This window comes from Streptacidiphilus sp. EB129, from assembly GCF_041262645.1.
GTDB lineage: Bacteria > Actinomycetota > Actinomycetes > Streptomycetales > Streptomycetaceae > Streptacidiphilus.
Genome location: NZ_JBGCCS010000026.1, coordinates 63,610 through 87,498, shown reverse-complemented (window position 1 = coordinate 87,498; position 23,889 = coordinate 63,610). Strand labels below are relative to the sequence as shown.

General features: G+C 73.4%; 20 protein-coding genes. 9 read left to right on the top strand and 11 right to left on the bottom strand.

Annotation, left to right across the window (positions count from 1 at the left end; all coding sequences use genetic code 11):
- Nucleotides 1-878: 878 nt before the first annotated feature.
- From ABH925_RS26955 to ABH925_RS26935, 5 genes are all read right to left on the bottom strand, one after another.
- The gene (locus tag ABH925_RS26955; RefSeq protein WP_370151697.1) at nucleotides 879-1,037 is read right to left on the bottom strand and encodes a DUF6760 family protein; all 159 of its coding nucleotides are present in this window, start codon (nucleotides 1,035-1,037) and stop codon (nucleotides 879-881) included.
- Nucleotides 1,034-1,510 (bottom strand): hypothetical protein, encoded by a 477-nt coding sequence (locus ABH925_RS26950; protein ID WP_370151695.1) that lies wholly within the window; start codon nucleotides 1,508-1,510, stop codon nucleotides 1,034-1,036. The genes ABH925_RS26955 and ABH925_RS26950 overlap by 4 nt, the downstream gene beginning before the upstream one ends.
- Nucleotides 1,510-1,953, bottom strand: a complete 444-nt coding sequence (locus ABH925_RS26945) for a phage tail protein (RefSeq protein WP_370151693.1) — start codon at nucleotides 1,951-1,953, stop codon at nucleotides 1,510-1,512. Before ABH925_RS26945 ends, ABH925_RS26950 begins: the two co-directional genes overlap by 1 nt.
- A gap of 53 nt (nucleotides 1,954-2,006) precedes the next feature.
- Complete coding sequence (locus tag ABH925_RS26940) at nucleotides 2,007-3,605, bottom strand: phage tail sheath family protein (protein ID WP_370151690.1); 1,599 nt, start codon at nucleotides 3,603-3,605, stop codon at nucleotides 2,007-2,009.
- Between the two features lie 157 nt (nucleotides 3,606-3,762).
- Nucleotides 3,763-4,380 carry a DUF4157 domain-containing protein gene (locus tag ABH925_RS26935; RefSeq protein ID WP_370151687.1) on the bottom strand — a complete coding sequence of 206 codons (618 nt, stop codon included), beginning with the start codon at nucleotides 4,378-4,380 and terminating at the stop codon, nucleotides 3,763-3,765.
- Between the two features lie 164 nt (nucleotides 4,381-4,544).
- Here ABH925_RS26935 and ABH925_RS26930 point away from each other — a divergent pair, with 164 nt between their 5' ends.
- Nucleotides 4,545-5,948 carry a hydrolase gene (locus ABH925_RS26930; protein WP_370151684.1) on the top strand — a complete coding sequence of 468 codons (1,404 nt, stop codon included), beginning with the start codon at nucleotides 4,545-4,547 and terminating at the stop codon, nucleotides 5,946-5,948.
- Between the two features lie 67 nt (nucleotides 5,949-6,015).
- Here ABH925_RS26930 and ABH925_RS26925 read toward each other — a convergent pair whose 3' ends face one another.
- The 3 genes from ABH925_RS26925 to ABH925_RS26915 all read right to left on the bottom strand — a co-directional run bounded on the left by ABH925_RS26925 (nucleotide 6,016) and on the right by ABH925_RS26915 (nucleotide 9,617).
- Complete coding sequence (locus ABH925_RS26925) at nucleotides 6,016-8,130, bottom strand: ATP-binding protein (protein ID WP_370151681.1); 2,115 nt, start codon at nucleotides 8,128-8,130, stop codon at nucleotides 6,016-6,018.
- Nucleotides 8,127-8,795 carry a DUF4255 domain-containing protein gene (locus ABH925_RS26920; RefSeq protein WP_370151678.1) on the bottom strand — a complete coding sequence of 223 codons (669 nt, stop codon included), beginning with the start codon at nucleotides 8,793-8,795 and terminating at the stop codon, nucleotides 8,127-8,129. Before ABH925_RS26920 ends, ABH925_RS26925 begins: the two co-directional genes overlap by 4 nt.
- 156 nt (nucleotides 8,796-8,951) lie before the next feature.
- A complete protein-coding gene (locus tag ABH925_RS26915; protein WP_370151676.1) occupies nucleotides 8,952-9,617 on the bottom strand; it encodes a LuxR C-terminal-related transcriptional regulator in 666 nt (221 codons plus the stop codon).
- A 127-nt stretch (nucleotides 9,618-9,744) separates the two neighbouring features.
- Here ABH925_RS26915 and ABH925_RS26910 point away from each other — a divergent pair, with 127 nt between their 5' ends.
- The 4 genes from ABH925_RS26910 to ABH925_RS26895 all read left to right on the top strand — a co-directional run bounded on the left by ABH925_RS26910 (nucleotide 9,745) and on the right by ABH925_RS26895 (nucleotide 16,890).
- Nucleotides 9,745-12,693, top strand: a complete 2,949-nt coding sequence (locus ABH925_RS26910; protein WP_370151674.1) for an AAA family ATPase — start codon at nucleotides 9,745-9,747, stop codon at nucleotides 12,691-12,693.
- A gap of 92 nt (nucleotides 12,694-12,785) precedes the next feature.
- A complete protein-coding gene (locus tag ABH925_RS26905) occupies nucleotides 12,786-13,895 on the top strand; it encodes a hypothetical protein (protein ID WP_370151672.1) in 1,110 nt (369 codons plus the stop codon).
- 167 nt (nucleotides 13,896-14,062) lie between these two features.
- Nucleotides 14,063-16,369, top strand: a complete 2,307-nt coding sequence (locus ABH925_RS26900) for a molybdopterin cofactor-binding domain-containing protein (RefSeq protein ID WP_370151670.1) — start codon at nucleotides 14,063-14,065, stop codon at nucleotides 16,367-16,369.
- A 44-nt stretch (nucleotides 16,370-16,413) separates the two neighbouring features.
- Complete coding sequence (locus tag ABH925_RS26895; protein WP_370151668.1) at nucleotides 16,414-16,890, top strand: (2Fe-2S)-binding protein; 477 nt, start codon at nucleotides 16,414-16,416, stop codon at nucleotides 16,888-16,890.
- Nucleotides 16,891-16,918: 28 nt separating this feature from the next.
- Here ABH925_RS26895 and ABH925_RS26890 read toward each other — a convergent pair whose 3' ends face one another.
- Together ABH925_RS26890 and ABH925_RS26885 are read right to left on the bottom strand one after the other, a co-directional pair.
- On the bottom strand, nucleotides 16,919-17,167 hold the full coding sequence (locus ABH925_RS26890) for a VOC family protein (protein ID WP_370151665.1): 249 nt from the start codon (nucleotides 17,165-17,167) through the stop codon (nucleotides 16,919-16,921).
- Entirely contained in the window at nucleotides 17,164-17,349 is a 186-nt protein-coding gene (locus ABH925_RS26885) for a hypothetical protein (protein WP_370151664.1), read from the bottom strand. The genes ABH925_RS26890 and ABH925_RS26885 overlap by 4 nt, the downstream gene beginning before the upstream one ends.
- Before the next feature lie 514 nt (nucleotides 17,350-17,863).
- Here ABH925_RS26885 and ABH925_RS26880 point away from each other — a divergent pair.
- Nucleotides 17,864-20,857 (top strand): amino acid adenylation domain-containing protein, encoded by a 2,994-nt coding sequence (locus ABH925_RS26880; RefSeq protein WP_370151662.1) that lies wholly within the window; start codon nucleotides 17,864-17,866, stop codon nucleotides 20,855-20,857.
- A gap of 13 nt (nucleotides 20,858-20,870) precedes the next feature.
- On the opposite strand, the gene ABH925_RS26875 is transcribed toward ABH925_RS26880, so the two are convergent.
- A complete protein-coding gene (locus ABH925_RS26875) occupies nucleotides 20,871-21,557 on the bottom strand; it encodes an SH3 domain-containing protein (RefSeq protein ID WP_370151661.1) in 687 nt (228 codons plus the stop codon).
- A gap of 251 nt (nucleotides 21,558-21,808) precedes the next feature.
- Between ABH925_RS26875 and ABH925_RS26870 the strand changes: the two genes are divergently transcribed.
- From ABH925_RS26870 to ABH925_RS26860, 3 genes are read left to right on the top strand one after another with little or no spacing between them, the layout of a single operon-like run.
- Nucleotides 21,809-22,417 (top strand): TetR family transcriptional regulator, encoded by a 609-nt coding sequence (locus tag ABH925_RS26870; protein ID WP_370151659.1) that lies wholly within the window; start codon nucleotides 21,809-21,811, stop codon nucleotides 22,415-22,417.
- A complete protein-coding gene (locus ABH925_RS26865) occupies nucleotides 22,414-23,130 on the top strand; it encodes a rhomboid family intramembrane serine protease (protein ID WP_370151657.1) in 717 nt (238 codons plus the stop codon). Before ABH925_RS26870 ends, ABH925_RS26865 begins: the two co-directional genes overlap by 4 nt.
- Nucleotides 23,123-23,866, top strand: coding sequence for a class I SAM-dependent methyltransferase (locus tag ABH925_RS26860; protein WP_370151655.1), 744 nt, complete (start codon nucleotides 23,123-23,125; stop codon nucleotides 23,864-23,866). The genes ABH925_RS26865 and ABH925_RS26860 overlap by 8 nt, the downstream gene beginning before the upstream one ends.
- Nucleotides 23,867-23,889 lie beyond the last annotated feature (23 nt).

Here is a 23,889-nt window from a genome sequence, read left to right as displayed (position 1 = left end):
GGCATCCCCGCACCTGCCGGAGCTGCGCCGGCGCCACCGTCAGCCGCCCTGACCCCGCCCGGAGCCGGTGCACCGCCTGCCGGTGCACCGCCTGTCGGTGCACTGCGCTCCGGGGCGATGGCGCGGGCCTGGTGGGTCCCAGTAGCAGGGGGTTCGCCCGAGGCGGACGCTCGGCCGGACACCGACGGCGACGCCGCGCCGGGCAGCGTCGTCGGCGCCGCGCCGGGGGCTGAGGCCGGCGTTGGCGTCGCGGTGGGGAGGAGTCGGCGTTGGGCCACGGGTGCGGCGGGGGCCCTGGTCAGTGGTGCGGAGCGGGCGGGCGGGGTGGACCGGGCGGGTTGGCTGCGTCGGGGGCGTACCGGGACGACCTGGGGGCCGGTCGCGCGGGCCGGTGACACCGACGGCTGCACCGGCTGGTCGTCCGTTGTCCCCTCGGCCGCTGGTACGGCGACCGGCAGGGAGAGAGCGGGTTCGCCGAGCCGCGCGGACGGTCCGGTGGCTGCCGTCACCGTGGGCGTCAGCAGGCCGTGGATCAGGCCGGTCGGAGCGGCCGCGAGGACGGCGTGCGAGAGCGACCCGGAGAATGCGGGGCTCCGCCAGGACGCCAGCGCGCCGGCGAAGTCGGTGGGCACGACGAGCTGCCGCTCCGGCGCGGCGGTCGCGCGCTGGATCGGCGGCAGGCCGGACCAGCCGCGTCGCCCACCGGGATCGGTGTCATGCGCGGCTGCGCCGGCGGAGGCGAAGCCGCCCGGCTCCACCTCCGTCACAGCCGTGGCGCCGTCCGTGGCGCTCGCGGCGCCCGTCGCGTCGGCGGCAGGTGCCGCGGACGTGCGTCCGCGCAGTCGGTCGAGGATTCCCATGGTGCTCCACCCGCCCCCTTACCGCTGTGCCGTGGCGCTGGTGACGAGCGTGGCGATCTGCTCGGCGTACCGGCGGCGGTCGCGGTGTTCGAGGTCCAGGATGTCCTCCAGGCTCCAGTGGAAGTGATAGGCGATGTACGCGATCTCCTCGTGAACACGGTCGGTCGCGTACGTCACGATTCCCCCAGGCGGCTCCCGCCGAGCTCGACCTCGAACGGCTGCTCGCAGTGCGGGCAGGTGACCCCGGCCCGGGTGTGGCCCTCGGCGTTGATCTGGCGGTAGAAGTCCTGCAGGAAGGCGAGGTCGGAGGCGAACATGTTCTCCACCACGCCGTCGTGGATGTGCGCCACCGAGCCCAGCCGGGTGATCACCCGGCCGAGCAGTACCACCGACAGGTACGCGGGGTTCTCCTGCACCCGCAGGTCCCGCAGCGGGATCAGCTCGTCCCTGGCGGTCGCCAGGCGCATCACCCCGTCCCGGTGCACGGTGCCGGAGTCGTCCACGTACCCGCGCGGCAGCTCGAACGCGAACTCGGTGCGCAACTGCCGCCGGGCGGGCGCTGCTTCTGCCGCCGGGGCCGCCGCCGGTCCCACCGGGACCGCCGCCTCCTCCAGGGGGGCGGCGGTCTTCTGGGGGGTTCCCCTGCGCATTACTCAATGATCATTTCTTCGAAGGTGATGGTCACGGTCTCGGTCAGCGCGGACGCCTCGCCGGCCTTCACCGTGCTGGCCTGGACGCTGCTGCACCAGGCGTTGCGCAGGTGGTACCGCCGCACCGGGTTGTTCATGTAGTCCATGACGATGATGCTGGCGTTCTTGCGCGCCGAGGACATGTCGCCCCGCTCGGAGGCGTTGATCCAGTCGTTGAACGCGGTGCTGTCGGTCATGCCGCGCACCACGGTCGCCTCTCCGGCCTTCTTCACGCCGGGCATCTTCTTGGTGACCGGCTGGCCGTTGGCCGAGACCTGCTGGAACTCGATGACGTCCTGGGTCATCGACAGGCCGTTGACCTCCTGGAGGTACTCGACGAAGACCCCGTCGATCTGGAGGCCGAAGTTGTGTGAGGTGAGCGCATCACCGGGCTGAAGACTCATGGGTTCTGCTCTTTCTGCTCGTACCGCTCATGCTGGGCGCTGCCTGCTGGGTGCTACTCGTCCAACTCGCCGCCGCCACTGGAGAACTGGGCCAGCCGGAAGATCACGAACTCGGCCGGCTTGACCGGGGAGACACCGATCTCGCAGATCACCCGTCCGAGGTCCACCGACTCCGGCGGGTTGGTCTCGGCGTCGCACTTCACGTAGTAGGCATCCTCCGGCGTGCCGCCGAACAGGGCCCCGCCGCGCCACTCGGTGACCAGGAAGGCGGAGATGTTCCGCCGGATCCGGGCCCACAGCGCCTGGTCGTTGGGCTCGAAGACCACCCACTGGGTGCCGGTCAGGATCGACTCTTCGAGGTAGTTGAAGTACCGGCGTACGTTGAGGTAGCGCCAGGCCGGGTCGGAGGAGAGGGTGCGGGCGCCCCAGACCCGGATGCCCCGGCCGGGGAAGGAGCGGATGCAGTTGATGCCCAGCGGGTTGAGCAGGTCCTGCTCGCCCCGGGTGATCTGCATCTCCAGGTCCACCGCGCCGCGCACGACCTCGTTGGCGGGCGCCTTGTGCACGCCGCGCTCGAAGTCGTTGCGGGCCCAGATGCCGGCGACGTGGCCGCTCGGCGGCACCATCCGGGTCTGGCCGCTGGCGGGGTCGAAGACCTTGATCCAGGGGAAGTACAGCGCCGCGTACTTGGAGTCGTAGCCGGCGGTGTCCTGGCGCCAGACCCGGATCTGACGGGCGTTCATGCCCGGCGGGGGGTCGATGACGGCCAGCCGGTCGCCCATCAGCTCGCAGTGCGCGATCAGGCCGAGCTGGACCGCCTTGACGGCCTCCATGTCGATGGCACCGCGCTGGTAGGCGGCCATCAGGTCGGGGACGGCGACCATCGAGATCTCGTCCACCGCCTCCAGCCCGCCGAAGCCGGTGCGGTCGGCGGAGTCGCCCAGGTACTCGCGGATGCCGACCTGGTCGCCGTGGCTCGCCGCAGGAGCCGTGGGGACGGCGGGTGCCGCCGGGGAGGCCAGCGCGACCGACTGGTTGTCCGGCCGGACCAACTGCCCGGCGGGGGCGGCCTCCTGGACGGTGATCAGCTTGGAGCGTTCCTTGACCTGGGTGACGACGTAGTTCCGGCCGCCCTTCTTCGCGGTCACGTCGAAGGTCTCGGCGGTCCGCTCGCCGTCCCTGACGACCAGTCGGAACCGCTCGGCGGGGCCTTCGCCCTCGGCGTCCGCGACCTCGACGCTGATCCCGGCGCCGCTCTCGCCGGACGCGATCGCCGCCACCGTGAAGGAGCCGAGCTGCTTCGCCTCGCCGGGCGGCAGCGCTGCCGGGGCGGTACCGGCGGCGACGGCGGCCGGGGTCTGCGACCCCTCGCCGGACACCCCGCCGACCGTGCCGCCGACGCGGATCACGTAGGCGGCCGAGCCGCCGTTGTTGAAGAACCCGTAGACCGAGTGGGCCAGGAAATACCCGTCGGTGAACTCACCGAAGGAGGCCACGTACTGCGACCAGTTGGTGACCAGCGTCGGCTCGTTCAACGGGCCGGTCGGCGCGAGGCCGACGAAGGCGGCCACGGAGGTGCCAACCCCCTCGATCGGACGCGAGCCGCTGGCCACCTCCTCGACGTAGACACCCGGTGACAGGTACGAAGGCATGCTCTGTTCTCCTCGGAGTTACGAGACAGGACCCAAGCAACACTTCCGGGCGGCACCCGATCGGTACACGTCCCAGGGGGCCTGACCTGGGGCACCGCGGGTGCCCCGTGCGGTGCCCCAAGGGGCAGCCCGCCGTGGCACTTCCTCGATTTCCGGCCTATTCCAGGGCGGCGGCGTGGGCCGCGACCGCCTCGGCCTCCCGCTCGGCGGGGTCGTTCGGGTCGGACGTCCGCAGACCGTCACCGGTGTCCGTGCCGGGCACCGGGCCCCTGCGCTGCTGGCCGACGTGGTGCAGTTCGTGCAGCAGCGTCTGCAGCCTGGAGACGTCTCCGACGACGTGCTCGCCCGAGGTGAAGGCGGTCGCGCCGATGGACCGGGACACCTGGATGTCGCGCGGGGAGTCGTGCAGGGAGACCGACCGGAACGTCCCCGAGGGCACCCCGAGCCGGTCTTCCGCGTCCGACCTGACCGGATCCGGCAACGACCGCCCCCGGGACTCGATCACCTCGTGGACGGCGGAGCGCTGGACCGGCGCGGCGGGCTCGTCGTGGCCGCATCCGGCGCCGTGCTCGTGCTCCGTCCGCCCGGGTGCCGTCTGCCCCAGCATCCGGGTCACGGCCGCGTTGCCCACGCTCCGCTGGAGGGCGAGGATCGCGGCCGGTGTGCCGCCGGCGCCGCCGAGCGCCACCGGATTCGGGGCGGCCCCCGCCACACGGGACTCGGGACGGCGTGGCCTGGCCACGCCGGGTGCCTTGACGGGGTCCTGCGCGCGCATGGGGCGGGCCTTCCCAGGGAGCCGAGAGTTGTCCTACCCCATTCCTAGGCGACCACGGGTGCGCCCGGAAGGAGAACGAGGGCAGCATGCGGTGCCCTCGCGCACCGGCACTCCTGCCTCGCGGGCCCCTGACGGGAGTTCGTCGATCACCGTAGCGTCGGTGGGTGAGCATATGGACTTCCCTGGAGCCCGCGTCCACTGTGGTGGACCCGGGCGGCACGACCACCGTCAGACTGCGGCTGCGCAACACCGGTGACGTGGTCGACGAGTACCGTTTCGCGCCGGTCGGCGACATCGCCCCGTACATGACCGTGGAGCCGCCGACGCTGCGGCTGTACCCGGGCACGACCGGAACCGTCCAGCTCACCTTCGCGCCGCCGCGTACTCCCGACGCCGTCGCCGGGCCGAATCCGTACGCCGTCCAGATCATCCCGACCGAACACCCCGAGGCGACCACCGTCCCCGAGGGCAACGTCACCATCACCCCCTTCACCGAGATACGGGCGGAGCTGGTCCCGCCCACCGTCAAGGGACGCTTCCGGGGCCGTTCCAGACTCGCCATCGACAACCTCGGCAACACCCGGCTCACCGCCTCGGTCAGCGGCAGCGACAACGGCGACCAGATCGGCTACGAGATCCACCCCGCCAACGTCCAGATCGAGCCCGGACGGGCGGCCTTCGTCAACACGACGCTCAGGCCCCGCCGGATCACCTGGTTCGGACGCAAGGAGAACCGCCCGTACCGGCTGTCCGTTCTGCGCTCCGGCACCACTCCGGTCGGCGTGGAGGGGACCTATGTGCAGAAGGGCGTGCTGCCGCGCTGGCTGGCGACCTCGCTCAGCCTTCTCGTCGGCCTGGCCGTGGCCCTGGTGGCGCTGTGGTTCGGCTACCGGCCCCACGTCGTCAGCCTGGCCCAGGAGCAGGTCCAGCCGGTCGCCGTGAGCACCATTCCGGTGCCCACCCCCACCCCCGTGGCGGTGACCCCGCCCCCGCCGCCGTCGCCCGCGGCCGCCGCCGCACCGTCGCCGACTCCCGCCCACGCACCGGCCAAGGGCGGCGGTGGGGGCGGGGGAGGAGGCGGGGCGAAGCCGGCGCCCGCCAAGCCCCCGGAGAACACCGCGGCTCTCGCGGTCCAGCGGCTGGACGCGACCAGTCCGGGGCGGCACATCTGCTACCGGGCCTACGAGACCGGCACCGGCTGGCAGGATCCGGTCTGCGACGGTGTCATGGCGGGCACCGTGGGACAGTGGCGCCCCATCAAGGCCCTCAACATCGCCGTGTCCGGGACCGGTGGCACAGCGGCCAACGGATACATCCAGAACGGCGGCTGGGTGACGCCCTGGACATCCGCCGCCGACGGCATCGATCTCTACATCGGGACGCCCTCGCAGACGGCGCTGAACATGCGGGGCTTCGTCATCAACGTCGGGTCGGGCTCCGTGTGCCAGAACGCGCAGGTGCACAACCAGGGCTGGCTGGGCCTGGCCTGTGACGTCCCCGGCCACTACATCTTCGGGGGGACGCTGGACAACACGCTCTGGCTGGAGGCGGTCACCTTCACGGTGTGACGCGACCGTCACCGCGCACCCGGACCGGCCCGTCCGGGTGCGTGGTGACCGGAGCCACGACGGGGCGTCACCAGCCGCCGTCGTCCAGCACCAGGCGTCCGGCCTTGCGGTACTCGCGCTGCGCTCCGGCCAGCAGGTCCGCGGTGGTGACCAGGTCGCCCCGGTCGGCCGAGGCGTACGCGGCGGTCACCACGGCGCTGCGGATCGACCCGCCGGCCAGCTCGAACTCCCGCGCGCACGGTCCGGGGTCGATGTCGTCCGAGCAGGGCACCGAGGCGAGGCTGTGCCGCCACAGGGCGAGGCGCTGCGCGGCGTCGGGGAAGGGGAAGTCGACCACCAGGTCCAGCCGCCGGGTGAACGCGTCGTCGATGTTGGACCGCAGGTTGGTGGTGAGCACGGCGATGCCGTCGAAGGACTCCAGCCGCTGGAGCAGGTAGGCGCTCTCCAGGTTGGCGTAGCGGTCGTGGGAGTCCTTGACCTCGGAGCGCTTGCCGAAGACGGCGTCCGCCTCGTCGAAGAGCAGGACGGCGTCGGTGCGGTCGGCCTCGGTGAAGATCCGCTCCAGGTTCTTCTCGGTCTCGCCGACGTACTTGTCGACCACGGAGGAGAGCTGGACGACGTAGAGGTCCAGGCCGAGTTCGGCGGCGACCACCTCGGCGGAGAGCGTCTTCCCGGTGCCGGACTCGCCCGCGAACAGTGCCAGCACCCCCCGGCCCCGCCCGCCGCCGGCACTCAGCCGCCAGTCGCCGAGGACCAGATCGCGGTGCCGGGCCCGGAGCGCCAGCTCACGCAGGTGCGTCAGCGGCTGTTCGGGCAGGACCAGATCGTCCCAGGTCACGGCGGGCCGGATCCGGCGGGCGTGCTGCTCCAGGCCGGACGCGGACTGCTGCCGGGCGGCCAGCCGCACATGCGCGCCGGACAGCGGGACGCCCTCGAACGCGGCCAGACCCCGGGCGGCGCGGGCGGCACGACGGATCCGGTCGCCGCCGAGCCGGTAGGACGTCACGACGGAGGCCAGGTCGAAGCCGGGTTCCCGCGCCGGCCCGAGGGCGTCCGCCCAGGTGTCGAGGTCGCCGGAGCGCTGCCGGGGGGCGTCGAGCACCAGCGGGTCGCGGTGGCGGTCGCACCACTGCGGGTCGTACGGCCGGGGTCCGGCCAGCAGCACCGGTACGTCGCCGACGGCCAGCGCGCGGACCAGTGGTCCCGGGCGTTCGGGCAGCGGGGCCACGACGAGGGCGCAGCCGCGCAGCCGGGCCTCGCGCAGCAGTTCGGCGACCGGGTCGCCGGGGTGACCCGGGTCGTGCTCGCCGCTGACGGGGGCTCCGGCGGCTCCGGAGGTGCGGGGGTCGGCGGGGGTGTAGTGCAGCGCTTCCAGTCCGGCCGCGCCCAGGGCGGCCGTCGCGCAGGCGAGCCCGTCGCCCTCGCGGCGTTCGCGCAGGTACACCGTGAGCGGACCGGCAGCGAGATGCCTGGCCAGCCGCTGGGTCAGCATGTCGAACGGAGCGGCATCGAGCAGGTGGGCGTCGAACGGCGGGGCGTCGAAGGGCCGTTGGCCGGGGTGCGGTGGCGGTGCCGGCAGCGGCCGGGTGTGCCCGTCGAGCGCCGGGTCCTGGGTGTCGTCGCCCAGCAGATGCGCGGCGACCCGGTCGGGCACGCGCAGTGAACGGCTGAGGAAGGGGCGTTCCGGCTCCTCGACGCGGAGCAGGTTCAGGGCGAACAGCGGTGCGGAGGGGTGGAAGCGTGCCCGTGCCTCGGCGGAGTGCGGGGGCAGGCCGACGAGTTGGAGCGCGAGCCCGGTGGTCGCCCGGCGGCGGCTGACGTCGTCGTTGAGGTAGCCGTACAGCGGCTCGAAGCCGCGATCGACATCCGGGGCGAGCGCCACCAGCAGGATCCGGGCGTCCAGCGCGGTGAGGCCGAACCGGAGCGCGAGCCGGTGCAGCCGGTCGCCCTCGCCGAACGTGTCGCCGTCCTCAGCGTCGCCGGCCTGGTCGTCGCCGGCCTGGGCCTTGCCCTGGGGCTCGTTGGCCGACCGCAGCAGGTGCCGTACGGCGTCGTCGGACAGGTACAGGCCGCGCAGCGGGTCGCCGGCGGTCGGGTCGTCGGCGCTGCGCCGCTCGACCAGCAGGGCGACCCGGTCGCGCAGTGCGGCGAGCCGGTCGAGCAGCGTGCCGGACGCGCTCACCGCTGTCCCGGTCCCGGTTCCGAGGTCTCGCCGGTCACCCGGGACAGGTGGCGCGGGCGGTGGTACCGCTCGGGCGAGCCCTCCAGGGTGCCGTCGGTGCCCCGGACCCGCACTCCCGCGCCCTCGGTGACCGGGGGCCCGGCCTCGTACTCGGGGAAGGCCGGGAAGGGAGCGGTGATCACCACGTCGAGGGACGGCTTGAGTTCGCCACCCAGCGCGGACCAGATGTCGGCCAGCGACCGGGCCTCGGTGTGCAGCCCGGCGACGGTGAGCGGCACGGTGAGACCGAGCGCGGCCAGCGCCCCGGTCAGCTGGTCGGGCGGCAGCACCTCGCGGGGCAGCAGGGTGGCCAGCACGGCGGAGAGCATCCGGTGCTCGTCCTGGGGCCGCTTGGTCCAGGCGGTGACGAGGTACGACAGCCGGAACCAGCGCGGCGGCTGACGCCGGCGCAGCACGATGCCGTGCTCGTCCTTGACCGAGATCGCCCCGCGCTCACGCCGCCTGACGTCCTCGCGGATGTCGTACAGGTAGGCGTTGATGGTCGGGGCGTTGCGCCGGGACGACCAGTCCCGGGTCGGGGCGTCAAAGGCGATCTCGACCCCGGTCCCGGCCAGGGCGCCGCCGGACAGCAGGCCCTTGAGGACCTCGTCCACTTCGTGGATCACCCTGGCGCCCTTCGGTGTCACCGGTCACAGGTCCGCCGCCCGGTTCGGCGCGCACCCGGAAGTCATCCTGCCCGCCGGGCCGCGGCCCTCACAGGGCCGTGGGGGATGTCCCGGGGGCAGCCGGGGTTGCCCCCCGGGGTCGTTGACATCCGGTGGTCAGATGTAGCCTTCCCGGAGGGCGTACGCCACGGCGTGTGCCCGGTTCCGCAGCAGCAGACGGGTCGTGAGGCCGTGCATCACGTTTTTGACGGTGCGTTCGGAGTACGACAGCTTGCCCGCGATCTCCTCGGTGTCCATGCCCTCGGCGACCAGCCGGAGCACGTCGACCTCGCGGGGTGCCAGGCCGGAGACGGGGCCGCCCGCCGCGCCCGACGTGCTGCGCTGCATCGAGCCGACCTGGGTGATCAGCCGTCCCAGCAGGTCGGAGGGAAGGTCTCCGTCGCCCCGCGAGGCCGCCAGGACCGCCTGCAACAGCCGGTGTCCGGTGGCCTCCTGCCGCCACACGATGGCCCCGACCCCGCATTCGATCACCTGGAGCAACTCGGCCTCGCGGATCATGCTCGCGACCAGCACCGCCCGCGCGCCGTCGGCCCGTACCAGCCGGCGCAACGACGACAGCGCGGCCTCGTCCAGCGTGTCGGTGACCAGGACCGCCACGGTTCCCGGTCGGCTGCCGGCCGGGTCGACCAGTTCTATCGTCGGCTGCTGGCGCAACTGGCTGTGAACTCCGGCGCGGGAGAGCGGATCCGAGGCGTGGACCGCGACCGGAATCGGCGTCGGGGGCAGGGATCCCGTTGCCCCGGAAGACGTTCGCTGAACCATTCGCTGATGTCCTTACGTACGTGCAGGTGTGGACCAAACGGACTCCCCCACTCAAACCTGTCTGGCGTGTCCGCCACAATCGTGGTTGACCACGAGACCGACCACGAGATCGAGCACCAGTACGACCATGACCACGAGTGACGAGTGCCACCCCAGCCGCCGGGAGGAACCGATGACGCGACTCGGCACCTCGGACCGGCACACCGGCGTCGTCGGTGCCGACGAAGCCCGCACCGACGACGCCGTGCTCCGCGAACGGCGGGACGCCCTGGACCTGGTGGCCTCGGAGACCGTGCGGGCCCGCGCCGGAGCCGGAGGGCTGACGCTGATCCGGGGCGCCACCGGGACCGGGCGCAGCGCGCTGCTGGAAGCGGTCGCGGACCTGGGCGCGGCGCAGGGGATGCGGGTGCTGCGGGCGCACTGCTCCGCCGAGGACACCGGCACCCCCTTCGCCACCGTGCTGCGGCTGCTGTGCCGGCGGCCCGGGTCGCACCCCGATGCCCCGTCCGGCCCCGCCGGCCCCGTCCGGGACCCCCTGCTGACCGTGGGTCAGCAGGGGACCGCCGCCCGGCTGTGGCAGTTGCTGTGCTCGCAGGCCGCCGCCCACCCGCTGCTGCTGATCGTGGACGACGTCCATCTCGCCGACCGTCCCTCGCGGAGCTGGCTCGCCGAGGCGGCCCGCAGGATCGACCGGTTACCGCTACTGATCGTGGCCAGCGAACGCAGCCAGTACGACATCGCCCCGCCGACGCCGGGACTGGCCCACGCCCTCTCGCCCACCCTGGTCCGGGTGCACACCCTCGCCCCGCTGAGCCGGGACGCCGCCCGGGACCTGGTCCGCGACCGCTTCGGCCGTCACGTCCCGGACACGTGGGTGGACGACTGCGTACGGGCCGGCGCGGGCAGTCCGCTGCTGCTGCGCGCGCTGCTGCACGACCTGGGCTCGCCGGCCGCCTCGCCCGCGGCCTGGAACGGCGCCCCCGCCGACGCGCCGGACGGCGCCGCCACCGGGGCGCTGCCGGACAGCTGCGCCGCCCTCTACCCGGGCGCCTTCGCGGCCGCCGTCGCCTGGTGGCTGGACAGCGCGGGGCCCGGCACGGCGGCCGTGGCCCGGACACTGGCCGAACTGGAGGACGGGGACGACGCCGCCGAGCTGCTCGCCGGGGTGGCCGGGGCGGACCCGGCCCGGGTGGCGGGATGGGTCACCGCGATGGTCCGGCTCGGGGTGCTCCGCCACGACCCGGTGTCCGGCGGCCCCCGCTTCGCGCACCCGCTGCTCCGGGACGCCGTGCTGGACGGCTGGCCCCGCGCGCACCGTCAGGCCGCGCACCACGCCGCCGCCGTGCTGCGGCACCGCCGGGGCGACCCGGCCGAGGCGGTGGCCGCGCACCTGCTCAAGGCGGCGCCGGTCGGCACGGCGTGGGCGGCGGACGCCCTGCTGGACGCGGTCCCCACCGCGGTCCGGGCGGACCGCCCCGAGGACGCGCTGGCGTACCTGCGCCGGGCGCTGGACGAGCCGATGCCGCGCGAGCGCAGGGCCGCGGCGCTCACCGAACTGGGGGTCCTGGAGTTCGCCACCGCCGCCCGCAGCACCGGGATTCCCCGGCTGACCGAGGCGCTGCGGCTGCAGGACCTGCCCCGCGACCGGGTCCAGGCCGCGGTCACCCTGGGCACCGCGCTGGCCCACCGGGGCGAGGCGCACGCCGCGTTCGCCGTGCTCCACGACCTCGACCTCGACCTCGGGCCCGACGGCGGTCCGGCCGGGGACCCGGTCCTGGCCCGCACGGTCCGGACCGCGTCCGCGCTGCTCTCGGACCACGACCGGGAGATCCGCCGGGAGGTCTACACCCGGCTGCGCGACACCGCCGCACAGTCCCCGGCCCTGATCGGACCGGCCGAGCAGGCCCTGCTGGTGCGCTACGAGGCTACCGCCGGCCTGGTCTCGGCCGAACAGGCCATGCGACGGGTGCACGCTCTGCTGGAAGCCCCGGAGGACCCGCTGCTGACGCCGTATCTGCTGGGCACGGCCGCCGCCGTCGCCCAGTGGGCCGACGCGCTCGACGACGCCGAACGGCTCGTCACCTCCGGCCTCGCCGAACGCCGCCTCTCGCCCCTGCACCCGATGCGCCGGGCGCTGCTCAACGTCCGCACCGACATCGCCGTCGCCCGCGGCCAGTACGCCCGGGTACTGGCCGGCCCCGGGCACCAGGACCTCCCGGCGGACCGCGCCGCCCCGGCCGGCCCCAGCAACCTCCAGGCGCAGACCCTGCTGGCGCTGGTCGAGTCCGGCCGTCTGCCCGAGGCCGAACGGTTCGCCGGCTCCGTCCTGCTCCGGGACGCGCACGACAACTGGGAACTTCACCGGTACCTCTTCGCGCGGGGCCTGCTGCGCACCGCCTCCGGCGATGCGGCGGGCGCCCTGGAGGACTTCCTGGAATGCGGCCGACGGCAGACCGCGCGCGAGGTCCTGAGCCCCGTGGTCACCCCCTGGCGGTCGGCCGCCGCAGAGTGCCTGCTGGCGCTCGGCCGCCCCCAGGCGGCCCTGCCGCTCGCCGAGGAGGAGTACCGGCTCGCCACGGTGTGGAACACCCCCCGGGTGCTCGGCCGGGCGCTGCGGGTCCTCGGCGCCGCCACCGGCGGCAGGCGCGGACTGGACCTGACCGCCGGTGCGGTCGACCTCCTGCGCGGCGCCGGCCTGGACACCGAACTCGTCGCGGCCCTCATCGCCCGGGGACGGCAGCTCACCGCCGCCGGGCACTCGGGGCAGGCCCGGCCGCTGCTGCACGAGGCCGCCGCCAGCGCCGAACGCCTCGGCGCGGCCCGCCTGCTCACCGATGCCGAGCTGGCCCTGCGCGACGGCGGCGGACGCCGCCGGGACACCCCCCTCACCGGCGCCGACGCGCTGACCGGCAGCGAGGACCGGATCGCCCGCCTCGCCGCGGACGGCAGCACCAACGCCGAGATCGCCGACCTTCTGCATCTCGCCCGCCGCACCGTCGAAACCCATCTGACCAGCACCTACCGCAAACTCGGCATCCGCGGCCGGGCCGACCTCCGGGCTGCCCTGGGCGACTGACCACGCGCCGGGCGGGGCGACCGTGGCAACACGAATCCCGGCCCTGGTCGGATGTCCTGAACAGTGCGGAAATGTACTGATATCTCTGTGTCATGAGACTGCAGACCCGCCCGCCGCACCGCGCCGCGTTGCTCGGCGCGGCCGCGGTGACCGTCGCGGCGACCGCCCTGCTGCCGGCCTGGTACGCCGCGGACGCCGCGCCGCCGGTGCCGGCCAGGGCCACCCTGGTGCAGCTGACGGACAGGCAGGTCGACGCGATCGGGCTGAACGCCTACCACGGCGTCTACGGCACCGCCGTCAGCACCGCCGTCGGCCAGGACGACAACGGGAACTTCAGCGACCCGGACAGCATGCTGGCGCGGATGACGATCGCCACGATGACCACGCGGACCTCCAGCCAGCCGTCGAAGAACTACGCCCAGGCGCAACTCACCGGCCTCACCGTCGGGTTCAACGGCAGGGACCTGGTCAGGCTGGGGCCGCGCAACGCCGGCTCGGTCGGCTCGCTGGACTCCTACGCGGAGTGCGTCCCGCCGCCGATCGGGCCGTGGGCGCTGGCCTACAACCGCACCGACGCCGCGCAGATCTTCGTGCTGGGGCGGCCGGTGCCGATCGGGACGACCCTGCTGACCATCACCGGGGCCGACCTGGGCCTGTCGACCATCGGCCCCAGCACGCTGACCGTGACCGTCACCCAGCACCAGGACCCCACCGTCCAGAGCCGCCAGTTCACCGCCCGTGCGGCGCTGGACATCAATGTCGCCGGGACCTTCAACGACACCGGCGGCACCCGGCTGTACCAGGGCGACGTCACCTTCCTGCGGCTGGGCGAGGTCCAGGTGAGCTGTCGGGACGAGGAGATCACACCCTCCCCGACGCCACCCACCCCGACCGAGACCACACCCGGGCCGCCGACCCCGACGGACCACACGCCCAGGCCGCCGACCCCCACCAGGACCGAGAACGAGGAGACGGCCTCGCCCACGCCCACCACCGCCGAGCCGACGGACGATGAGTCCTCGGAGTCGGGGGAGTCGTCCGAGCCCGGCCCCGGCCCCAGCCGCAGCTCGGGCCGGGACGGGCACCTGGCCGACACCGGGGCGTCCGGCGGGCCGCTGCTCCTCGGCGTCGCCGCCACCGCGGCCGCCGTCGGCACCGGGGCGACCCTGGTCACGCGCCGCCGCCGGGCCCGTCGCCACTGAGCCACCCTCAAGGGCCGGTACGGGCAGTGGCCGACGTCACCGCCCCCAGCGGCGAAGGCGTCCAGGCGGCTCCGAGGCTGCGCGGGGCGTGTACACGGTCATGTGGCGCTGAGGTGGTCGGATGTGCCAGGCTCCGCATCGACACAGCGGCAGGGGAGGGGCAGTTGATGGCCGATCGGGGGCCCGGGGTCGGGCGGCGTACGTTCCTGGGGTATGTGGTGGCGGCCTCGACGCTGACCGTCGCCGCGCAGCTCGGCGAGACGCTCGGCGTACCGACGACCGCCGCCGCGGCGATACCCTCACTGCCGGAGCCGTCCGAGGTCTACGACCTCAACGACATGCTCACCGACGCCGCGCTGCCGACGGCGAACCTGATCACCATCCAGATCAACACCGACGGCACCGCCTCGCTCGCGCTGCCGCGCGCCGAGGTCGGCCAGGGGGTGACCACCTCCAGCGCGATGCTGATCGCCGAGGAGCTGGACCTGCCGCTGTCCATGGTCCGGGTCACCCTCGCGGACGCCCGCCCCGAGCTGCTGTTCAACCAGCTGACCGGCGCGTCCAACACCACCATCTCCACCTACACCCCGATCCGGGTGGCCGCCGCCGTCGCCAGGGGCAGGCTGCTGCAGGCGGCCGCCACCGCGCTGGGCGAGGCGGTTCCCTCGCTGACCGTCGCGGCCGGCGTCATCACCGCGTCCACCGGCGCCAGCATGACCTACGCTCAACTGGCGGTGGCGGCAGCCAGCCTGACCACTCTTCAGGTGTCGGTCACGCTCAAGGACCCCACCCGGTTCACGATGATCGGCACTCCGCAGGGCCGGATCGACGCACTGGACGCGGTCACCGGCCGCAAGCAGTTCGCGATGGACCTGTCCGTCCCGGGGGCGCTGCCGACCATGGTCTGCCGCCCGCCGACGGTCAACGGCACGGTCCGGTCGGTGCAGAACCTCGCGGCGGTACAGGCGATGCCGGGCATCACCGACGTCGCGGTGGTCTCCACCGGGGTGGCCGTGCGCGGGTCGACCTTCGGGCAGTGCATCGACGCGGTCCGGGCGCTCCAGGTCGGCTGGGGCCCGGGCACCGAGGACAACTCCTCGGACGCCACCGTGCTGCAGGAGCTGGCCGCAGCCGAACTCCCGCTGGTGGTACCGCCGTTGCCGCTGCTCACACAGGCCGTGGACGCCCGCTTCACGTTCCACTTCGCCAGTAACAGCGCCCTGGAGCCCAACTGCGCGATCGCGGACGTACGCAGCGACTCGGCGGAGATCTGGGCCGCGGTGAAGTCGCCGATCGTCGCACAGGGGCAGATCGCCGCCGAGCTCGGCCTGCCCGTCCCGGCGGTCACCGTGCACGTGGTCCAGGGCGGGGGCTCGTTCGGCCGCAAGCTCTTCTTCGACGCCGCCCGCGAGGCCGCCGAGGTGTCCAGGGCCATGGGCAAACCGGTGAAGCTGATGTGGCACCGCACCGACGACTTCCGCCAGGGCCGGACCCATCCGATGTCCACCTCCCGGGTGCGCGCCACCTACGGACTGGGCCAGGTCATCAGCTACGAGCAGCGGCACACCTCGGTGGCCACCGACTTCAGCCACGGCCTGGGCGAGATCATCACCGCGATGGTGGCGAAGCTGCCGGTCGGCGACATCGGCTTCTCCGAGACCATCTTCGAGCTCACCCAGCAGACCCCCTACAACTTCGGGGTCACCACCCAGTTGCTCAGCGAGGTCGACAAGGGCTTCAACACCGGCAGCATGCGCAACATCTACTCGCCCAACGTCCGCTGCGCGCAGGAGCTGGTGGTCGACCAGCTCGCGGCGGGGATGGGCCAGGACCCTTACCAGTTCCGGCGCCAGTTCCTGAAGGACCCCCGGGCCCGCGCCGTGCTCGACCAGGTCGCCCAAGTGGGCGCCTGGGGACGGACCATGGCGCCGGGCACGGCGCAGGGGATCGCGCTGCACCCCGAGTACCACGGCTTCGTCGCCGTCCTCGTCGAGATCGACTGCACCGCGGCGACCACCGGCCGGCAGATCCCGAACGGCTACGCCGGACCGCGGGTCACCAAGGTCGTCTGCGCCGTGGACGTGGGCCTGGCGGTCAACCCGCGCGGCCTGGAGGCGCAGATGATGGGCGGCATCATGGACGGTATCGCGATCACCCTCAGCTCCAGCCTGCACCTGCAGAACGGCACGTTCCTGGAAGGCAGTTGGGACGAGTACTTCTACACCCGGCAGTGGAACACCCCGCCGGACCTGGAGATCATCGTGATGCCGCCGACCACCGGCAACCCGGGCGGCGCGGGCGAACTGGCGGTGGCCGGCGCGATGGCCGGGGTGGCCTGCGCCTACGCGCGGGCCACCGGCACCATGCCGACCGGCTTCCCGATCAACCACGACGCCCCGCTCGGCTTCACCCCGCTGCCCACCGTGCCGTCCATCCCGGCGTCCCCCACCGACGGCCTGAGCCGCGCCTACTAGAGCGCGCCGTCAGCGCCACGTGCCGTACCAGCTAGGAGAACCCCTTGCCCCAGCACACCTTCGTCCTGAACGGCACGCCGGTCACCGTCGACGTCGAGGACGACGTGCGGCTGCTGTGGGTCCTGCGTGACGTCCTCGGCGTCACCGGGCCCAAGTACGGCTGCGGCCTGGGCGTCTGCCAGGCGTGCACCAGCCACGTCAACGGCAAGGCCGTCAACCCGTGCTGCGTCCCGGTCTCCGACCTCCAGCCCACCGACCAGGTCACCACCATCGAGGGCCTGCCCGCGATCGTCGGCAAGCCGCTGCACCCCATGCAGGAGGCCTGGCTGGAGTTCGACGTCGCCCAGTGCGGGTACTGCCAGCCCGGCCAGATCATGGCCGCCGTCGCCAAGGTGCTGCAGGCCCGGGCCGCCGGGCACGAGATCGGCGACGCGGACTTCGACGAGATCCGCAACATCTGCCGCTGCGGCACCTACCACCGGATCCGCGAGGCGATCACCTCAGCCGCGAAGAACTTCTGAGGCCACCCCGTCCCGGCCGGCGTCCCGCTCAGTCGGCGAGCCAGGTCAGCAGGATCCAGATGTGGCCGAACGGGTCGCGCAGCGTCGACTGCCGGGCGCCGTAGGGCATGTCGGCCGCAGCGAGCAGCAGCTCCGCGCCGGCCGCCACGGCCCGCGTGGTCAGCGCGTCCACGTCGGGCACGAAGACGTGCAGCGCCACGGCGGGCCCGTCCTCGCCCGGGGTGGAGAACGGCCCGTCGGGATCGGGGTCGCTGAGCAACAGCACGGAGCCGCTCACGGCGATCTCGGCATGCGCGATGCGCCCTCCGTCGCCGTTAGTCGGCAGACCATGTTGTCCCAGCCGTTGGCCAGCACCTCGATGCCGAGCCCGGCAAGCTCGGGGTGTTGGTCGGCCAGCAGCCGTTGCACGAGGTGCGGGGAGACCCGCACCTCGGCGGCCGGCATGCTGTTGACGTTCACCGCGCAATCCTGGAACCCGCCTCGCCGGAAGCGCTGGTTCCGCCTGGCCGCCGCAGGTCACGGCCCTGGGCCTGGACCGGATGATTTGAGATGGGACACGTCTCGATGGTTCGCATTCGACGACGCTACGTCGGACGAGCGTGGCCGCGAGGGCACGCCTGCGGGTCTGCCGGGCCGTCAACTCGGGCAGTGTTTCTGCCGGCACGGCGTGGGTGAGGCTCCTGCGGGCGCCCTTAGGGGTTCCGCTAGGCGAAAAGGTGATAGAGGTGGTCATGTCAACATCGGAGGTCTGTATGCCCACCTTGACCCTTCTTCTGACGGCGTCGCCCATCCGGACCGTGGCCCGGACCGTGGCATGGGCCGGGAGAGCCCCAGGGGCGGCATCCCCAGGCGGGAGAGGGATGCACGCCGTGAGTGGGGCGCTGCGGTGAGCGCGGCGGCCGGGGAGGGGTACCGTCGGCCGCTGTCCGCGACGGACTGGTGGTTCGCCGCGCACCCGCGATCGATGTCCCCCGTGATCCAGACAGTGATCGAGGGCGACGGGGAACTGCGCCTCGACGACCTGACCGCCGCGGTCGCCCGCGCGGCCGACGTGCTCCCCGGCACCCGGCTGCGGCGGCGCGGGCGGATGTGGGTCGCCGTCGACGCGCCGCCTCCGGTCCGGCAGGTCCGCGCGGCGCCCGACGGGGCCGGGCTGCCGGGCGGCACAGTCGTGCCCGGGGTTACCGGGACAGCCGGAGGCCTCGAGGGTCCCGGCGTGCTCGGCATCGCCGCGCTGCACGATCCGCTGCCCGCCGCCGATGGTGCGTTCTGCGAGGTGCTGTGGTGCCCCGGCACGCCTGCGGTGCTGGTCTTCCGGGCCTCGCACGCCGTCATGGACGGCCGGGGCAAGGCGCTGTGGATCGCCGACGTGTTCCGGGCGCTGCGCGGCGAGGACCCGGTCGGCGCCGCCGACCCGGTGACCGATGCCGATGCGTACCAACGGCTCGGGATCACCAACGCGGAGAGCACGCCCGACGTCTGGCACCGCTCACCGCTGCCCCGCCCGCAGACCGTCGGCACGCCCCGGACCACCTGGGTGCGCCGTACCGTGGACGGCTACCACCCGGCCCTGACCGCGAAGGTGGCCACCGCGCTCACCGCCGCGTTCGGGCTGGACCCGGGACACTTCGCGGTCGCGTTCGACCTCCGCCGCCATCTGCCGGAGGCCAGGACCACCGGCAACATGGTGCAGACCGAACTGTTCCAGGTGGCGGCCGACGAGCCGTGGCAGGCGCTGCACGAGCGGCTGCTGAGCACGATGGCGGCCGGTCGCGAGATCAGCTGGCGGCTCGACCCGTCCCTGCTGAAGACCCCGCTGTTCGCCCTGCGCGGCATGATCCGGGTGCTGGACCGGGGTCGCAAGGACCGGCACGCCGCCGCGTCCGTGCTCTCCCACCTCGGCCGGGTCGAACCCACCGAGGTGTGCGCGCCGTCCTTCGAGGCCCGGTCGACCTACCTGCTGCCGCTGCTCGCCGGGATGACCCCGCCGGAGCTGAACTTCGTCGAGTTCGGCGGCCGGACCGAACTGACGCTGACCTGGCGCACCGGTGCCGGGACGGCGGAACGGGCCGGCGCGGTGCTGGACGCCGTGGTCGAGCGGCTCACCCCGGCCGCCCGGAGTGCGGTGCTGACCGGCCCGGTACCCGGGCCAGGGGCGGGCCCGACCGTCGTGCGACGGTTCCGGGAGGTGGTCGCCCGCGACCCCGGGGCGGTCGCACTGCGCTGGCCGGACGGGGAGATGAGCTTCGCCGAGCTGGACGCCCGCTCGGAGGCGGTCGCCGCCCGGTTGCGGGAACTCGGGCAGGGCCGGGGCGCGGTGGTGGGGGTGCTCGCCGAGCGGTCGGCGGCGGCGGTCACCGCGCTGTGGGGCGTACTGAAGGCGGGCGCCGCCTACCTGCCGCTGGATCCGGAGCACCCGGACGCCCGGCTCACCGGGCTGCTGGCCGACGCGGGCGCAGCGTACTGCCTGATGCCCGGACCCGAGCCGGAGCAGGTGCAGGAGCAGGGCTTCCTGCCCGAGGGCTGCGGGGCGCTGCGGCTGGACGCCCTGCCGTCCACCGCCGCACGGGTTCCCGTGGCCGGGGATCCCACGCCGGACGACCTCGCGTACGTGATCTACACCTCGGGCTCCACCGGCGAGCCGAAAGGCGTCGAGGTCGGGCACGCCCAGCTGGCGAGCTACGCGGCCTGGGCGGGCGAGCGGTTCGGCGTCGACGCGTCGACCCGCTTCGCGGTGTTCAGCTCGCTCTCCTTCGACCTGCCCAACACCGCCCTGTACCTGTCCACACTGGCGGGCGGCACGCTGGTGCTGGTGCCGGACCGGCCCAGCCATCTGACGATACGTCATCTGCTGGAAGGCTCCGGCGCGAACGCGCTCAAGCTCACCCCCTCCCACCTCGACCTGATCGCCCGGCTCGGGGTGAAACCGGAGGGTTTCCGCACCCTGGTGGTCGGCGGCGAGCCGCTGCGGTCCGAGGTGGCGGCCCGCGCGGCCCGGCAGTTCGGCCCGGACTGCGAGATCTTCAACCACTACGGCCCGACCGAGGCCACCGTCGGCTGCGTGGTGAACCGCTACCGGCCCGAGCACGACGAGCTGACCGTGGTCCCGATCGGCCGGCCCGCCCCGGGCTGCCGGGTGCACCTGCTGGACGCCGACCGCAGGCCGGTCCCGATGGGCGAGGCGGGCGAGATGTACCTCGCGGGTGCCCAGGTCGCGCAGGGCTACCGGGGACGCCCGGAGCTCACCCGGGAGCGCTTCGTCCGGCTCGCGGACGGCTCGCGGGCCTACCGCAGCGGGGACCTGGCCCGGCAACTGGAGTCCGGGGAACTGGAGTTCATCGGACGTGTGGACCAGCAGGCCAAGGTGATGGGGCACCGGGTGGAGCCGGCCGAGGTGACCCGTGCCCTGGAGACGCACCCAGGGGTGAGCCGGGCGGTGGCCGTGGTCCGGCGCGGCCCCGGCGGCGACGCGTTGCTGGTCGGGTACGCGGTCGCGGAACCCGGGGTCACCCCGGCCGACCTGACGGAGTTCCTGGCCGGACGGCTGCCGCGCTACCTCGTTCCCTCGGCGATACGGCTGGTGGACGACTTCACGCAGACGCCCAACGGCAAGATCGACGTGGACGCCCTGCCGGACCCGTTCCGCGACGGGCTCCCGGTCGCGCCCGCCGGCAGTGCTCTGGTTCCCCGGGGCGATGACGACGCGGACGGGGTGGTCGCGGCCGTCGCCGGGATCTGGGCGGGTGTGCTGGGCGTGGACGTCGGGCGGCTGGACGGCTCGTCCGACTTCCACCAGCTCGGCGGGACGTCGGTGCTGTTGCTGGCGATGCTGGCCCGGGTCGGCGCCGAAGTGGTGGGTGCGGATGGGGAGGCGGCCTTCATGGGCGGGCTCGGGGAGATCATCCGAGCCCCCACCCTGCGGACCGTCGCCACCCTGGCCCGCGACACGGCGGCGCGGCCCGCGTAGGCGGCTGCCTGCTCTAGCAGTAGGGTTCGATGGCTCCGACGTTGGGGGCGTAGCGGGCTGTGATCCAGCCTCGGCCGTCGGCCAGCTTGTACCAGCGCGGGTTACCGCCGATGACGGTGGAGTTCAGCTTGCAGTTGATGCCCACGATCCGCCCGTAAGGCAGTGAACCGACGGACTTGTATCCCAGACCGGGGCCGGAGCGGATCGGGAGGTTCGCCAGGATGATCCGGACCCTGTACGGGCTGACCTTCGACCCGCCGGGCGATCCACGTGGGCCGGCCGGACCGCGGTCGCCCTTCGGCCCCCGGGGTCCGGCAGGTCCGCGGTCGCCCATCGGCCCCAGCGCGCCGGCGGGCCCATGAGCGCCCTTCCGGGACGTGAGCCAGTCCTTGACGTTCTCATCGCGGGACTTGGCCTTGTCCGGTGTGAACGTCCCGGTCTCCACCGCCTCGTCGTAGGCGTCCTTGCCCTGGGCACCGGCTGGGCCGGTTCCCCCGGTGTCGCCCTTGACTCCCGCGGGGCCGGTGGCTCCCGTGTCCCCCTTCGCACCGCCGGGACCCGTCGCTCCGGTGCTGCCCTTCGGACCCTCAGCCCCGGTAGCCCCGGTCGCACCGTTGGCTCCCGCATCGCCCTTCGCACCAGCAGGACCCGTCGCACCGGTGTCGCCCTTGGCCCCGGTCGGGCCGGTCGGGCCCTCCACCGGTCTGCCCCGCCATGGAGCCCGTACGCCTCGGGGCGGTGCGGCACCATTGACTCCCACCCCATGGACCTGGCCGAACCGACGCGCCCTCACTAATCCGAAGATCACCTAATCGGCTGTTCTGACCAGCATGGCCGCCGTGGGCATCGTCACCAAGGGGGGAGGGCAGATCTGCGCTGGTCCCGGTTGGAGCGGGGAAAGCGGGGGGCGCATCCCGTTTGCGATTTACTCAGTCGTGGTAGAAATTGCTCATGGAAGTAACTGGAGAGCGGGGCGGGGGTCTGTCGTTCATCGCGGCCGCCCGCCGTACGCAGATCGTCAGCGCGGCCATCGAGACCATCGCCGAGCACGGCTTCGCGGCGGCCTCCTTCGCCCGGATCGCGGAACGGGCGGAGCTGTCCAGCACGCGGCTGATCTCGTATCACTTCACCGACAAGAAGGACCTGATCAGCGAGGTCGTGGTGCAGGTGCTGGCCTCGCTGGGCGAGTACGTCGGCACCCGGGTACAGCGGGAGACCACCGCGCGCGGCGCGCTGCACGTCTACCTGCGGGCCAACATCGAGTTCACCGCGAGCCACCGCACCGAGATGAAGGCGCTGCTGGCCGTGTTCACCGCGGGCGGGTTCCGCTTCGACGCGGTCGAGCACGAGCAGGTGCTGGCGCCGATCGAGGCGATCCTGCGGGACGGCCAGGCCGCGGGGGAGTTCCGCGCGTTCGACACCTATGTGATGGCGTCGGTGGTGCAGCGCTGTGTCGAGGGCTACCCGATACTGCTGGAGACCCGGCCTGACCTGGACCTCGACTCCTACAGCAGCGAGATCACGACCATGGTCGACCTGGCCACCCGGAGGACGCCGTGACCACCATCACCGAACGGGTGGGGCGCGCGTGGCGGCCCTCGCCGGTCACTCTCTGGGTCACCGGCGCGACCGCGCTGGTCGGCGCCGTGCAGCTGGCCCACCCGGCCGTGCTGCACCTGCTGCAGCGTGACCCCGACGCTCTGCACTCCGGCCAGGACTGGCGCCTGGTCAGCCCGGTGCTGGTGCAGTCCTCGGGCTGGACCCAGTACGCCTTCAACCTGACCGGCAGCCTGCTGGTGGGCGTCGCCGTGGAACCGTACTGGGGCCGTACCCGCTGGGTCGGCGCCTATCTCGCGGGCGGCGTCGCCGGGATCCTCGCCACGTACTACTGGGAGCCGCACGGCACCGGCGGTGGCTCCTCGGACGCCGTCGCCGCGCTGATCGGCATGCTGGTCGTCTCGCTGTGGTCCGACCGGCAGCCGCCGTGGTGGCCCGGATACCTCTACGCCGGGTACTTCATCAGCTATCTCGCCGTGCTGGACGCGGTCGGCCCGCTGCCCGCAATGGTGGTCGGCTCGGTCGGCGCCGCGGCGCTGATGACGCTGTGGCGCCAGGGTCGGTACCGGGGCCTGCGGACCGGACTGACCGTGTTCACCGTGGCCGGAGCCGCCGCGATGATCGCCATGCACGACAGCCACGGCGTCGGCCTGACCGTCGGCGTGGGCCTGGGTCTGCTGCTGCGGGCGGGGCGGAGAGCCCGTGGCCGTGCCTGATCCATTACCGGCACGGATACCTGGCGCAGCGTCAGAATCGCTGCTGGAGCCCACTTCCGGGCCCGAGTCGGAGTGGGGCGCGACGACCCGGGGCGGGTACGGCGAGTACGTCGCGTTCAAACGCCGTCTGATCGGGGAACTGCGCGGCAGGGTGCTGGAGATCGGCGCGGGGTCCGGTGCCAACCTCGCCGCGCTGGGCGACGGAGTGCGCTGGATCGGACTGGAACCGGACCCCGGCCGCCGACGCCGGCTCGCCCGGACCGCGACGGCGAGCACGGCCGCGACAGCGAGTGCCGCGGCGGTGACCGCGACCCCGGGGGCGGTGGCGGCAGCTGCGCCGTCGGGGGCGCGGGGGCCGGCCCGCGCCGTGGTGGCGGGCGTGGCCGAGGCGCTGCCGCTGGCCGACGGCTGCGTGGACGCGGTGCTCGCCACCGTGGTGCTCTGCTCGGTCCGGGACCAGGACGCGGTGCTGGCCGAGATCCGCAGAGTGCTGCGTCCCGGTGGCACCTTCGTGTTCGTCGAGCATGTCGCCGCACCAGAGGGCAGTTGGCGCTCCCGGGTCCAGCGGGCGTGGGCGCCGTGCTCCCGCCGCTGGGACGCGGGCTGTGACCCGCACCGCGCCACTTGGCGCCGGATCGAAGCGGCCGGCTTCGCCGCCGTCGACCTGCGCTGGTTCGAGTTCGGCTTCCGGCTGGACCCGCACGGCCCCTACGTCGGTGGACGAGCAGTCCGGTGAAGTGCCCCGGTGGTCAAGGTTGG